The organism is Micromonospora cynarisoli, assembly GCF_030518815.1.
GTDB lineage: Bacteria > Actinomycetota > Actinomycetes > Mycobacteriales > Micromonosporaceae > Micromonospora > Micromonospora wenchangensis.
The window spans coordinates 4,035,858-4,047,730 of record NZ_CP130426.1 but is presented as its reverse complement, the minus strand read 5'-3'; the positions used below and the strand labels follow the sequence as shown (position 1 = coordinate 4,047,730).

11 protein-coding genes and 1 pseudogene are annotated in these 11,873 nt (G+C 74.9%); 6 read left to right on the top strand and 6 right to left on the bottom strand.

All coding sequences use genetic code 11. The features are described 5' to 3' along the window. Positions 1-61 precede the first annotated feature (61 nt). Complete coding sequence (locus tag Q2K16_RS17315) at positions 62-511, top strand: hypothetical protein (RefSeq protein WP_302738638.1); 450 nt, start codon at positions 62-64, stop codon at positions 509-511. Positions 512-526: 15 nt separating this feature from the next. On the opposite strand, the gene Q2K16_RS17310 is transcribed toward Q2K16_RS17315, so the two are convergent. Continuing rightward, positions 527-1,927: an FAD-binding oxidoreductase gene (locus tag Q2K16_RS17310; RefSeq protein WP_302738637.1), complete on the bottom strand. Its 1,401-nt coding sequence runs from the start codon at positions 1,925-1,927 to the stop codon at positions 527-529. 35 nt (positions 1,928-1,962) lie between these two features. Between Q2K16_RS17310 and Q2K16_RS17305 the strand changes: the two genes are divergently transcribed. Continuing rightward, positions 1,963-2,334, top strand: coding sequence for a DUF4031 domain-containing protein (locus tag Q2K16_RS17305; protein ID WP_302738636.1), 372 nt, complete (start codon positions 1,963-1,965; stop codon positions 2,332-2,334). A 48-nt stretch (positions 2,335-2,382) separates the two neighbouring features. Here Q2K16_RS17305 and Q2K16_RS17300 read toward each other — a convergent pair whose 3' ends face one another. Continuing rightward, positions 2,383-3,018, bottom strand: coding sequence for an HD domain-containing protein (locus Q2K16_RS17300; RefSeq protein WP_302738635.1), 636 nt, complete (start codon positions 3,016-3,018; stop codon positions 2,383-2,385). A gap of 58 nt (positions 3,019-3,076) precedes the next feature. Here Q2K16_RS17300 and Q2K16_RS17295 point away from each other — a divergent pair, with 58 nt between their 5' ends. Both Q2K16_RS17295 and Q2K16_RS17290 read left to right on the top strand, forming a co-directional pair. Further along, positions 3,077-4,336, top strand: a complete 1,260-nt coding sequence (locus Q2K16_RS17295) for an FUSC family protein (protein ID WP_302746513.1) — start codon at positions 3,077-3,079, stop codon at positions 4,334-4,336. A gap of 23 nt (positions 4,337-4,359) precedes the next feature. Next, positions 4,360-5,857 (top strand): annotated as a pseudogene (locus tag Q2K16_RS17290) (PrsW family intramembrane metalloprotease). 38 nt (positions 5,858-5,895) lie between these two features. On the opposite strand, the gene Q2K16_RS17285 reads toward Q2K16_RS17290, so the two are convergent. Together Q2K16_RS17285 and Q2K16_RS17280 are read right to left on the bottom strand one after the other, a co-directional pair. Then, entirely contained in the window at positions 5,896-6,063 is a 168-nt protein-coding gene (locus Q2K16_RS17285; RefSeq protein ID WP_168222570.1) for a hypothetical protein, read from the bottom strand. Between the two features lie 105 nt (positions 6,064-6,168). Continuing rightward, complete coding sequence (locus tag Q2K16_RS17280; protein ID WP_088643178.1) at positions 6,169-6,516, bottom strand: GroES family chaperonin; 348 nt, start codon at positions 6,514-6,516, stop codon at positions 6,169-6,171. A gap of 126 nt (positions 6,517-6,642) precedes the next feature. Here Q2K16_RS17280 and Q2K16_RS17275 point away from each other — a divergent pair, with 126 nt between their 5' ends. Next, positions 6,643-7,977, top strand: a complete 1,335-nt coding sequence (locus Q2K16_RS17275; RefSeq protein WP_368052571.1) for an AI-2E family transporter — start codon at positions 6,643-6,645, stop codon at positions 7,975-7,977. 67 nt (positions 7,978-8,044) lie between these two features. Here Q2K16_RS17275 and Q2K16_RS17270 read toward each other — a convergent pair whose 3' ends face one another. After that, positions 8,045-10,237 carry an ATP-dependent DNA helicase gene (locus Q2K16_RS17270; protein ID WP_302738633.1) on the bottom strand — a complete coding sequence of 731 codons (2,193 nt, stop codon included), beginning with the start codon at positions 10,235-10,237 and terminating at the stop codon, positions 8,045-8,047. Positions 10,238-10,378: 141 nt separating this feature from the next. On the opposite strand from Q2K16_RS17270, the gene Q2K16_RS17265 reads away from it, so the two are divergent. Then, entirely contained in the window at positions 10,379-10,885 is a 507-nt protein-coding gene (locus tag Q2K16_RS17265) for a DUF402 domain-containing protein (protein WP_302738632.1), read from the top strand. A 30-nt stretch (positions 10,886-10,915) separates the two neighbouring features. On the opposite strand, the gene sigJ is transcribed toward Q2K16_RS17265, so the two are convergent. Further along, positions 10,916-11,872, bottom strand: a complete 957-nt coding sequence (gene sigJ, locus Q2K16_RS17260; protein ID WP_302738631.1) for an RNA polymerase sigma factor SigJ — start codon at positions 11,870-11,872, stop codon at positions 10,916-10,918. Position 11,873 lies beyond the last annotated feature (1 nt).

The following is an 11,873-nucleotide window of genomic DNA, read 5'->3' as shown; positions in this document are numbered from 1 at the left end:
GGATAGGTTCCGGCGCGTGGTTCCCCCTCAGTGGTCACGTGCGCTCCTCGTCCCCGCCGTCATGACGGTCACCCTGACCGGCTGCGCGATGGCCGACCGGGAGGGCAGGTCCACAGCGGAGGGCCGGGGCGGGACGACGGCACCGGGGGCGACCCGGGTCAGCCTGGTGCAGAAGCTCGGCGAGGACGGTCCACTGCGCTCGCTGACCGTCGAGCCGGACGGCCGGTGGGAGTGCGACGACTGTGCCGGCGACGGGGTCACCTCGGCCGGTTCCCTGGACCCGGAGCAGGTGCAGCGGTTGCACCGGCTGCTGGCCGACCCGCGGCTGGCCCAGGAGACCGACCAGGCCCGCGAGTACCGGGCGAGCTGCATCGACGCGTTGACGTCCAGCCTGCTCACCACGGCCGGCCTGATCACCTCGCAGGACTGCCCGGGTGAGGAACGACCGGCGGTGGCCGGTGAGATCCTGCTCCTGCTCACCCAGGCCACCCCGGCCGAACCGACCCGCTGAGCCGACCCGGCCCGCTCAGAGCACCTTGCCCGGGTTGAACAGCCCGGCCGGGTCGAGCGCCGCCTTGATCGCCTGGTGCACCCGGACGCCGACCGGGCCGATCTCCCGGGCCAGCCAGTCCCGCTTGAGCAGCCCGACGCCGTGCTCGCCGGTGCAGGTGCCACCGAGTTCCAGACCGAGCCGGATGATCTCGTCGAAGGCCCGCCGGCCCCGCTCCAGGCTGGCCGGGTCGGCCCGGTCCACCACGATGTTCGGGTGCAGGTTGCCGTCACCGGCGTGACCGACCACCCCGATCGGCACCCCGCACTCGGTGGCGATCCGGGCCACCCCGTCCAGCAGCGTCGCGAGCGCCCCCCGGGGCACCGCCACGTCGTCGATGATCAGGCCGCCGTTGCCGTCCGGATAGGTGTCGACGGCGAACCTCTCCATCGCCGGGTGGGCCAGCCGGCGGGCCTGGAGCAGCGCCGCCGCCTCCACCGCGTCGGTCGCCGCGTAGACCTCCTGCGCGCCGGCCGCCGTGCAGACCTCGGCGATCCGGGCCAGGTCGTCCGCCGCCCGGGGGCCGGTGTCGGCGGCGGCGAGCAGCAGCGCCTGCGCGTCGGTCCGCAACCCCATCGGCCGGTACGCCTCGATCGCCCGCAGGTGCGTCCGGTCCAGCAGCTCCAGCAGGCTCGGGGTGAGCCCCTGCGCGGCGATCCCGGCCACCGCCGTACCCGCCCCGGCGGTCGAGCCGAAGACCGCCACCATGGTCAGCGACTCCTCCGGCGCGGGCCGCAGCGCCACGGTGACCTCGGTGATCACACCGAGGGTGCCCTCCGCGCCGACGAAGAGCCGGGTGAGGTCGTACCCGGCCACACCCTTGGCGGTACGCCGGCCGGTGCGCAGCACCTCACCGGAGGCGAGCACCACCTCCAGCCCGAGGACGTACTCGGTGGTCACCCCGTACTTGACGCAGCACATCCCACCGGCGTTGGTGGAGACGTTGCCGCCGATCGTGGAGGACTCCCAGGAACCCGGGTCGGGCGGGTAGTACAGGCCCTGCTCCCGGACGGCGCGGGCCAGCGTGGCGTTCACCACGCCCGGCTGCACCACGGCGATCCGGGCCACCGGGTCGATCTCCCGGATCGCGGTCATCGCGACGGTGCTCACCACCACCGCGCCGTCCACCGCGTTCGCCGCGCCGGCCAGGCCGGTCCGTGCCCCCTGCGGCACCACGGGTACGCCGTGCCGGGCCGCCGCCCGGACCACCGCCACCACCTGTGCCGTGTCCCGGGGGCGGACGACCACCAGCGGCGTGCCGGCGGCGCACAGGTCCGCCTCGTCGCGCCGGTGCAGCCGGAGCAGGTCCGGATCGGTGAGGACGGCCTCGTCGCCGAGGGCCGCCCGCAGGTCGTCGAGGAGGGGGGAGCCAGCCATGCGGCCGAGGCTAGCCGGCGGCTAGATTGGCCGCCATGCTGTACCTGGACCGGCCCGCCTGGCCGTGGCGCGGTCGGCTCTGGTCACACCTGATCAGCGACGTGTCCGCGGCCGAGCTGCACGTGTTCGCCGAGACGCTGGGGGTGCCCCGGCGCGGCTTCGACCGGGACCACTACGACATCCCCGCCGACCGGTTCGCCGTGGCGGTGTGGCTCGGCGCCCGCGTGGTGCCCAGCCGGGAGATCGTCCGCCTGTTGTACGCCTCCGGCCTGCGCCGCCCCAAACACCTCAACCGCCCCGCCGGCCCGGCCCGGCCCGCACCGCCCGCCGGACCCGGCCACCCCGCAGGCGGCGGCCTCGCCGGCCCCGGACACCTCAGCCTGCCCGGCAACCCCGCCCGCCGCTGACGCCGACCGGTCCACACCCGGGCCGCCGGCGACGGGCGGGCGGCCTGGTCAGCGCAGGGACGCCAGCTCGCGGCGGAGGTTGGCGCGGGCGGGTGCCTCCCACCGGGCGGCCAGCGGAGGCAGCCGGAACAGGGCGGGCAGGGCGAGCAGCCCGTCGAGGACCCTCGCCCGGCCGGTACGGAAGTCCGCCTCGGGCACGTGCGCGTACTCGGCGCGGATGGCGGCGGCGTACCCGTCGTACACCTCGGGGGGTGTGGCCAGGACGGCCAGGTCGGCGTCGCAGAGCAGCGCGCCGTCGCGGTCGCCGGGCGCGGTGCGGTGCCCGGCGGTGACCAGCACCAGCCGACGGACCTCGGCCACCGTGGCGGCCGGCACCCCCAGCCCGGTGAGCAGGGTGCCGGCCAGCTCCGCGCTGGCCCGTTCGTTGGCGTCGGCGGCGGCACGCGGGTCGTAGACGGCGTCGTGCGTCCAGGCGGCGAGCGCGACCCGTTCCGGCCGGTCGGCCAGGTCGGCGTGCCGGTCGACCACGTCCAGCACCGCCCGCAGGTGGTGCGCCGTGTGGTAGCGCCGGTGCGGCTCCCGCCAGCGGGCCAGCAGGTCGGCCCCGGTGGCGGTGAGCACCGGCAAGTCGGCGGCCCCGGCGGCGAGCGCCGCCGCCACCCACCTGTCGATCAGCTCGGTCACCCGGACGATTCTGCCGCAGGGATGAACCGGTGTGGCGTGGGTAGTCCCCGCCATGGTGCTGGCCCGGGACCGACGACCGTCGCTGCTGCGTCGGGCGGGGCTGCGTGACGGCGGGAACGACGTGGACACCGCGCGGATCGCCGAGGCGGTGGCCTACCTGCGCCACCGGGGCCGGTCCACCCTGCGCGACCGGCTGCACCAGGTGCACCTGGCCTCGGGTCTGGCCGTGCAGGCGGGGCTGGCCGCCGCGCTGGCCTGGACCGTGTCGCACCACCTGCTGGGCAACCCGCAACCGGTCTTCGCGCCGATCTCGGCGGTCGGCACCCTCGCCGCCTCGGTCGGCCAGCGGCTGCGCCGGACCGTGGAACTGATCGTCGGGGTGGCGGTCGGGGTGTTCCTCGGCGACGTGCTGATCTACTTCCTGGGCACCGGGGGCTGGCAGCTCGGGTTGGTGGTCACCGCGGCCATCCTGCTCACCACCTTCTTCGGGGCCAGCGTCGCGGTGGTGATCCAGGCCGCCGCGACCGCCGTGCTGATCGTCACGCTGAGCCCGTCCACCGAGGATCTGGAGCTGCCCCGGTTCGTCGACGCCTTCGTCGGCGGCGGCATCGCCCTGCTGGTCACGGCGATCCTGCTCCCGCTCAACCCGCTCCGGGTGATCAACCGGGCCGCCCGGCCGGCGTTGGACCTGCTCGCCGACCAGCTCGACGTCTGCGCCCAGGCGTTGCGCGACCGGGACCGGGGCGCCGCCCAGCGGGCACTGGACCGGCTCCGCGAGAACAAGGAGGAGTTGGCCACCTTCACCGAGGCCATCGAGGGGGCGAAGGAGACCAGCACCCTCTCCCCGGCCCGCTGGCACCGGCGCAACGAGCTGACCCACTACGCCGAGGCGGCCGACCCGATCGACCGGGCGATGCGCAACAGCGGCACCCTGATCCGACGCTCGGTCACCATGATCGAGGACGACGAGCCGGTGCCGGAGCCGATGCCCGACGCGGTGGTCCACCTGGCCGAGTCGGTCCGCCTGCTGCGGCACGAGTTCGCCGCCGGGGACGAGCCGGAGCGGGCCCGGGAACGGTCGCTGCGCGCGGTCAGCGAGGCGGGCCGGGCGTACGACCAGGGGGTCGGGTTCTCCGGCAGTGTGGTGATCGCCCAGGTGCGTACCACCGCCAGTGACCTGCTGGTCGCCTCGGGCATCGAGCAGGAGGACGCCAACCGGCTGATCCGGCAGGCGTTCGGCGACAAGGACAAACCGGGCGGCGGTCCGGTCGAGCGGCACGCGACTCCGAAACCACCTACCGCGCCGCCCCTGGGCTGACCCGGCCGTGGACCGTGCCGCCCGTGCACCGGGAGAGCCCGGCCGAACGGGCCGGGGATGACTACGCTGATCCACATGGCCGACACCCCGCCCGGCGGGCCCCCGCCGCCGCCCGCGCCCGCCGTACCGTCGCCGGACGCCGCCGCGCCCCGGATGCCGCTGCGCCGGCTCGGCTGGCGGCGGGTCCTGGTGCTGGCCGGGGTGGTGCTGCTGATCGCGGCCTGCGCGGTCTACATGCTCTACACGCTCGGCTCCAACCTGGGTCTGGACGCGCTGCTGGTCGGGGTGACCGCGGCGATCCTGCCGGTACCCGTCCTGGTGGCCTGCTTCCTCTGGCTCGACCGGTACGAACCCGAACCGCTGAAGTACCTGATCTTCTGCTTCGCCTGGGGCGCGTTCGTCTCGACAGCCGCGTCGCTGACCGTCAACAACACCTTCGCCGCCCTGTTCAAGGACTGGGGGGTGTCGTCGTCGCTGACCGGAGTGCTGGTGGCCCCGTTCATCGAGGAGCTGACCAAGGCGCTCGGCCCGATCCTGCTGCTGATCTTCCGCCGCAGGGAGTGGTCCGGGATCACCGACGGCCTGGTCTACTGCGGGCTGTCCGCCGTCGGGTTCGCCATGGTGGAGAACATCCTCTACCTGGGCGGTCTCGGGTATGCCTCGGGCGTCGACCAGTGGGGTCCGGCGACCGGGGTGCGTAACGTCATCGTCATCTTCATCTCGCGGATCCTCTTCTTCGGCTTCGCCCACCCGCTGTTCACCTCGATGACCGGGGTGGGGCTGGGCATCGCCGCCCGCACCGCCGACCGGCGGGTACGGGTGCTCGCCCCGGTCGCCGGCCTGCTGCTGGCGATGATGCTGCACGGCACCTGGAACCTGATCCCGACGCTGGTCCAGGCCACCGGCCAGGCGGTGATCTTCTTCTACGGGATGGTCGCGGTGATGGTGCCGATCTTCTTCGGCATGGTCGGCTTCGCGGTCTGGCTGCGCGCCTGGGAGGGGCGGCTCACCGAGCGGACCCTGCCCGACTACGTGCGGGCGGGCTGGTTGAGCCCGCCCGAGGTGGCCGCCCTGGGCAGCCTGGGCCGCCGGCACGCCGCCCGGACCTGGGCACGGCGGGTCGGCGGGGACGCCGGGCTGCGCGCGATGCGCGGTTACCAGTTCGCCGCGACCCGGCTGGCGCTGCTGCGCGACGGGATGCGGCGTGGCCTGGACCGCAAGCCGGCGGAGCGGGAGAACACCCTGCGGGAGGAACGGCAGCTGCTGGAGACGATCGCGGCGTACCGGTCGTTCTTCGTCGGCCGGGACCCGCAGACTCCGGTGGGGGTCTGGGACGGGCAGCGCTACCACCTGCGGTTCCCCGACGGCACGCAGCGGGTCGTCGACGCCCCGGACTCGCCTGTGGTGCCGATCCCGGTGGTGCTGGCCCCGCCGCCGCCCCCGGCGTACCCGGCCGGCTACGGCCCGCCCGGCTGGTACGGCCCCCGCCCGGCCGCCCCCTGGCCGCCCGGCGGGCGCTGACCGGCCCGGCTCCGGGCGCTGGCCGGCCCCGGGCGGGGTCAGGTCATCAGGCTGGTGAGGAAGTCGCCGAGGCCCTGGGCCATCGCCATCAGGGCGGCCCCGATCCCCTTGAACATCTGGGCCGCCCCGTCCGGGCGGAACGCCATGAAGTAGATCAGGAAGGCGACGCTGCCCCAGAGCAGCACCTTCTTCACGAGAACCGGCATCGTCCCTCCCCAGGGCACCTGGACGTGCCTGGCTTCCCGCCGGGAAGCGGGACAAACCGGTAGGCCGCCCGGGACGACTCCCGAGGGCCCTGGGAGAAACCGGACCTACAGGTAGAGGCCGGTGCTGCCGGTGGACTCGCTCTCCACCCGTTCGGCGGCGACGGCGTGCACGTCCCGCTCGCGCAGCAGCACGTACCCCCGGCCGTGCAGTTCGACCTCGGAGCGGTCGTCCGGGTCGAAGAGCACCCGGTCGCCGGCCACGACGGCGCGTACGTGCGGACCCACCCCCACGGCGGTGGCCCAGGCCAACCGCTTGCCGACGGCGGCGGTGGCCGGGATGACGATGCCTGCGGTGGAGCGGCGTTCGCCCTCGCTGCCGTCCTGTCTGACCAGCACCCGGTCGTGCAGCAGGCGGATCGGCAGGCCGGTGTCGAGGTTCGGGTCGGCGGTCACGCCAAGACGCTACCGTGTGGGCCGGTGGGGTCCGTCCGGTGGTTGAGCCGATGCGGCGTGGGGCAATGAGTGGCGGAACTGCCCTACGGTGGCGGCGTACGGACGTACCCTGTCCGGGCCGTCGCCGTGGGGCGTCCCGGTGTCGTTTATCAGGAGGTGCGCTTGAGCCGCTTCGAGCGGGTACGCGGCCGACTCCGCCGCGCGTACGAGTCCGGACGGGAGTCGGTCCGCGCGGGACGCGCCGATCCGGCCGACGCGCCCGAGGGGGCCGGCGTGGCCACACCCGCGTCCCCCGGTCCGCCGGCCGCCCCGTCGGCGACGGTGGTCGGGGCCGAGCCACCGGCGGCCATGCACAACTCCACCTCCAGCCGCGACGACGCCGACGTGCCGCACGCGCTGCGGATCGCCGCCGCCTGGTCGTGGCGGTTGATCGTGATCGGTGTGGTCACCTGGGCGCTGCTGAAGATCGTCGGGACGATCAGCATCGTGATCATCCCGCTGGCGGTGGCGCTGCTGCTCTCCGCGCTGCTCGCCCCGGCGGTGGGCTGGCTGCTGCGGGCCCGGTTCCCCCGGTCGCTGGCCACCGCCGTGGTGATGGTCGGCGGGCTGGCCGCGGTGGTGGGCACGCTGACCCTGGTGGTCAACGAGTTCATCCAGGGCGTGCCGGAGCTGAGCGAGAAGTCGTCGCAGGGCGTACGGCAGATCCAGGACTGGCTCAAGACCGGCCCGCTGCACCTGTCGGACAGCCAGCTCAACCGCTACATCGAAGAGGCGCAGGGCTGGATCAACGGCAACACCGAGAAGTTCACCAGCGGGGCGCTGGCCACCGCCGCCACCCTGGCCGAGGTGCTCACCGGAGCGATCCTGGTGCTCTTCGCCACCTTCTTCTTCCTGCGTGACGGCAGCCGGATCTGGCGTTTCCTGGTCCGCCTGCTGCCGGTCGCCGCCCGGTGGAAGGTCGACGACGCCGGCCGGGCCTCCTGGGCCACGCTCGGCGCCTACGTGCGGGCGACCGTGCTGGTGGCGTTCATCGACGCGGTGGGCATCGGCATCTTCCTGGTCGTCTTCGACATCCCGTTCGCCTTCCCGCTGGCCGCGCTGGTCTTCCTCGGCGCTTTCATCCCGATCGTCGGGGCCACCCTCTCCGGTGGGGTGGCGGTGCTGGTGGCGCTCGTCGACAGCGGCCCGGTGACCGCCCTGATCATCCTGGGCGTGGTGATCGGCGTGCAGCAGGTCGAGGGACACCTGCTGCAACCGTTGATCATGGGTCGGGCGGTGGCCATCCACCCGCTCGCCGTGATCATCGGGATCGCCGCCGGGGTGGTGCTCGCCGGCATCACCGGCGCGTTGGTCGCGGTGCCGCTGATCGCGGTGCTCAACACCGCCGTACGCCGGCTCGCCGCCCGCAGCGTGCCCGACACCCCGCCGGACGCCGTGGTGGTCGCCTCCCAGGCACCCTGACCGGCATCCGACCGGCACCGTGAGCCGCCCGTTCCCCCGCCGGGAGCGGGCGGCTCGGCGTTGCGGGTCAGAGCTTCGCCAGCCGCTCCAGCGCGCCCCGGGCCACCTCTGGCCGGGTGGTGTACCAGAACGGGGGCAGCGAACGGCGCAGGAACGGCCCGTAGCCGCGCGCCGTCTCCAGCCGCGAGTCGAGGACCGCGACCACCCCCCGGTCACCGGTGGCCCGGATCAGCCGGCCCACCCCCTGCGCCAGCCGGACCGCCGCGATCGGCACGCTGACCGCCGAGAAGCCGGAACCACCCCCCGCGTCCACCGCCGCCGCGCGGGCCGCCGCCAGCGGCTCGTCGGGACGCGGGAACGGCAGCCGGTCGATCACCACGAGCTGGCACGAGTCGCCCGGCACGTCCACCCCCTGCCAGAGCGACATCACCCCGAACAGGCAGCTCGACCGGTCGTCGCGGAACCGCCGTACCAGCAGCGGCAGCGCCTCCTCGCCCTGGAGCAGCACGGGCAGGTCGGTGCGCGCCCGCAGCAGCTCCGCCGCCTGCTGCGCGGCCCGCCGGGAGGAGAACAACCCGAGGGTACGACCACCGAGCGCGCCGACCAGCCGCAGCAACTCCTCACCGGCCGCCTCGGGCAGCCCGGAGACGCTGGGCCGGGGCAGGTGCGCGGCGACGTACAGGATGCCCTGCCGGGCGTAGTCGAACGGTGAGCCGACGTCGAGCGACGACCAGCCCGGCCCCGACGTGGCCGGTACGACGCCGGTGGCGGCCCGGCTGCCCGGGGCGCTCGCCACCCCGCCGGCATCCGTCCCGGTGGCCCCGACCGCAGTGACGCCGACGCCTGTCGACCGGCCGGCGGTGGCGGTGGCCAGCGCAGCGGCGGCCGGGGACGGCGGGGCGGGCGGCGGCGCCTCCAGGCCGAGCGCCCGCGCCACCGTGTCGAACCGGCCGCCCAGCGCCAGGGTCGCCGAGGTGGCGACCACCGTGCGTTCGTCGTACAGGTGGGTGGCGAGGGTGCCGGCGACGGACAGCGGCGCGACCACCAGTGCCCGACGGCTGCCGTTGTCCGGTTTCTCCACCCAGGCGACGTCGTGGTCGGCCTCCTCCAGCAGCCGCTGCGCGGTGGTCGACAGCTCGTCGAGCACCGCTTTGGCCTGCTGCTTGCGGACCGGGTCCGGATCGTCGGCCTTGATGTCGCCTATCGCGTCGAGGGCGGCCCGGGTGGCCGCGTCCAGCAGCGTGCACGCCTCGCGCAGCGGGCCGGGCAGGCCGCCGGTGAGCCGGCCGGCCGGGGCCTCGGCCAGCCCGACGGCGAGCGCGTCGCCGGCCTCGGTGAGCCGGTCGGCGACGTCCGGCCGCAGCAGCGGGCGGGCCCGTCGGGCGGACCTGTCGATCTGCTCCGGCACCAGCTCGGCCTGGGCGGCCGAGGAGACCCGGTCGGCCAGCTCGTGCGCCTCGTCGACGATCAGCAGCTTGTGCGGCGGCACGATGTGCCGGCCGGCCAGCATGTCCACCGCGAGCAGGCTGTGGTTGGTGACCACCACGTCGGCCTCGCGGGCGCGGGCCCGGGACGCCTCGGCGAAACACTCCTGGCCGAACGGGCAGCGCGACGCCCCCACGCACTCGCGGGCCGGCATCGAGACCAGCCGCCACGCCTGGTCGTCGACGCCCGGGTCCAGCTCGTCCCGGTCGCCGGTGTCGGTCTTCTCGGCCCAGTCGCGCAGCCGTTGGATCTGCTTGCCCATCCGGCCGGCCTCACCGAGCCACTTCGTCCCGCCGCCGGGCCGCTCGGCGGGGGCGTCGAAGAGGGTGTCCTCCGGCTCGTCCTCGGTGGAGTTGTCCAGCCGGGCCAGGCAGAGGTAGTGGTGCCGCCCCTTGAGCACGGCGAAGGTCGGGCGGCGGCCGAGCAGCGGCTCGACCGCGTCGGCGAGCCGGGGCAGGTCGTGCTCGACCAGTTGGGACTGCAACGCCAGGGTGGCGGTGGAAACCACCACCGGCCCGTCCACGGTCAGCGCGGGGGCGAGGTAGCCCAGCGACTTGCCGGTGCCGGTGCCCGCCTGCACCAGCAGGTGCTCGCGGGCGGCGACGCTGCGTTCGATCGCCTCGGTCATCTGCTGCTGGCCCGGCCGGGTCGCGCCGCCGGGCACCGCGCCGACCGCCGCCGCCAGCAGCTCGGTGCCGCTCGGCCGGCCACCACGCCGTCGGCCGGAGCGGGCCGAGGGGGTGCTGGGGCCGGCGGCGGTACGGGGCGGAGTCACCGTGCGACGGTACCCGCCGCCGCCGACAGTGGACGCGCCCCCGCCTCCCCGCGTGGCGCGGTCACCGTCCGGATTGTCGTGACCTCGGACGGGTCAACTCGCTGCGGCGGGGAGGGGTCGGAATCGGCTAGGGTGCGACTCATGCCGAGCGACGTGGTCCGCGTGATCTACCGCAAGTACGACGGCAGCGCCCACCGCGACTACCCGGCCCGCCGGCTGGCCGAGGACGATCTCGGCGTGTGGCTGGGGGTGACCGAGGGCACCGTGTCGGTCTACCACGGCCGGCCCTCGGTGGAGCAGATCCCCTTCGTCCTGCTGGTGCCGCACCACGCCTGGTGGACGGGCATGTTCAACCCGCCGCCCCGGACCAGCGAGGTCTACTGCGACATCGCCACCCCGGCCCGCTGGGAGGGCGACGACACCGTCCACCTGGTCGACCTCGACCTGGACGTGGTGCGCCGCCGGACCACCGGCCTGGTGGAGCTGCGCGACGAGGACGAGTTCGCCGAGCACCGGGGCCGGTTCGGCTACCCGGACGAGGTGGTGGCGCAGGCGCAGGCGGCGGCGGCGAAGCTGCTCACCGCCCTCGGCGACGGCACCGAGCCGTTCGCCTCGGCGTACCGGAAGTGGCTGGCCCTGGTGGTCTGACCGGGCGTGGCCCGGCCGGCGCGGTGGGGGTCACCAGCGGGGCGGCCAGGTGGCGTCCGGGCCCAGCGGCGGCAGTCGGCGCAGCTTGTCCGGGTTGAGCTGGTGGAACAGTCCGGTGATCCGGCCGTCGTGCACGGTGAACCCGGTGACCATCCGCAGCAGCCGGCCGTCGGGTTGGACCGTCTCCAGGTGCAGGCCGAGCACCCCGTCCACCAGCACCGGCGTGGCCCGTAGGCGCTGGCCGTACCGGCCGGCCCGGGCGAAGAGGCCGAGCAGGAAGCGGGCCACCGGGTCGACGCCGACGACCGGTCGGCGGGCGGTCGGGAAGTGCCCCCCGCTGTCGCCGATCAGCACCACGTCCGGGGCGAGGACCCGGACCAGCGCGTCGAGGTCGCCGGACTCGGTCGCGGCGGCGAACGCGGCGAGCACCCGGCGCTGCTCGGCGGGGTCGGCGGTGTGCCGGGGCACGTCGGAGGCGGTGACCGCCCGGCGGGCCCGGGAGGCGTGCTGGCGGGCCGCCTCGGGCGTGCTCGCCAGCACCTCGGCGATCCGGGCGAACGGCACCGCGAAGACGTCGTGCAGGACGAAGGCGACCCGCTGTTCGGGGCTGAGCCGTTCCAGGACGACCAGCAGGGCGGTGCCGAGTTGGTCGCGCCGGACCGCCCGGTCGGCCGGGTCGGGGGCGAAACCGTCAGGCCCCGGCGCGTTGCCGCCCAGCGGGGTGACGACCGGCTCCGGCAACCACTGCCCCGGGTACGTCTCACGGCGGACCCGGGCGGAGCGCAGCACGTCGAGGCAGATCCGGGCGCAGGTGGTGGTGAGCCAGCCGCCCAGGTGCCGGATCTCGGCCCGGCGGGCCGGGTCGGCGAGCGCCCCGGCGTACCGCAGCCAGGTCTCCTGGACGGCGTCCTCCGCCTCGCTGCGGCTGCCCAGCATCCGGTACGCCACCGCGACGAGCCGCCCGCGTTCGGCCTCGAACTCCGTCACC

What these genes read in the sequence shown, in the direction of transcription:
- Q2K16_RS17305 (WP_302738636.1), top strand. Translation starts at nt 1,963, where the DNA reads ATGCTGTACCTGGACCGGCCCGCCTGGCCGTGGCGCGGTCGGCTCTGG.
- Q2K16_RS17315 (WP_302738638.1), top strand. Translation starts at nt 62, where the DNA reads ATGACGGTCACCCTGACCGGCTGCGCGATGGCCGACCGGGAGGGCAGG.
- Q2K16_RS17285 (WP_168222570.1), bottom strand. Translation starts at nt 6,063, where the DNA reads ATGCCGGTTCTCGTGAAGAAGGTGCTGCTCTGGGGCAGCGTCGCCTTC.
- Q2K16_RS17265 (WP_302738632.1), top strand. Translation starts at nt 10,379, where the DNA reads ATGCCGAGCGACGTGGTCCGCGTGATCTACCGCAAGTACGACGGCAGC.
- Q2K16_RS17310 (WP_302738637.1), bottom strand. Translation starts at nt 1,927, where the DNA reads ATGGCTGGCTCCCCCCTCCTCGACGACCTGCGGGCGGCCCTCGGCGAC.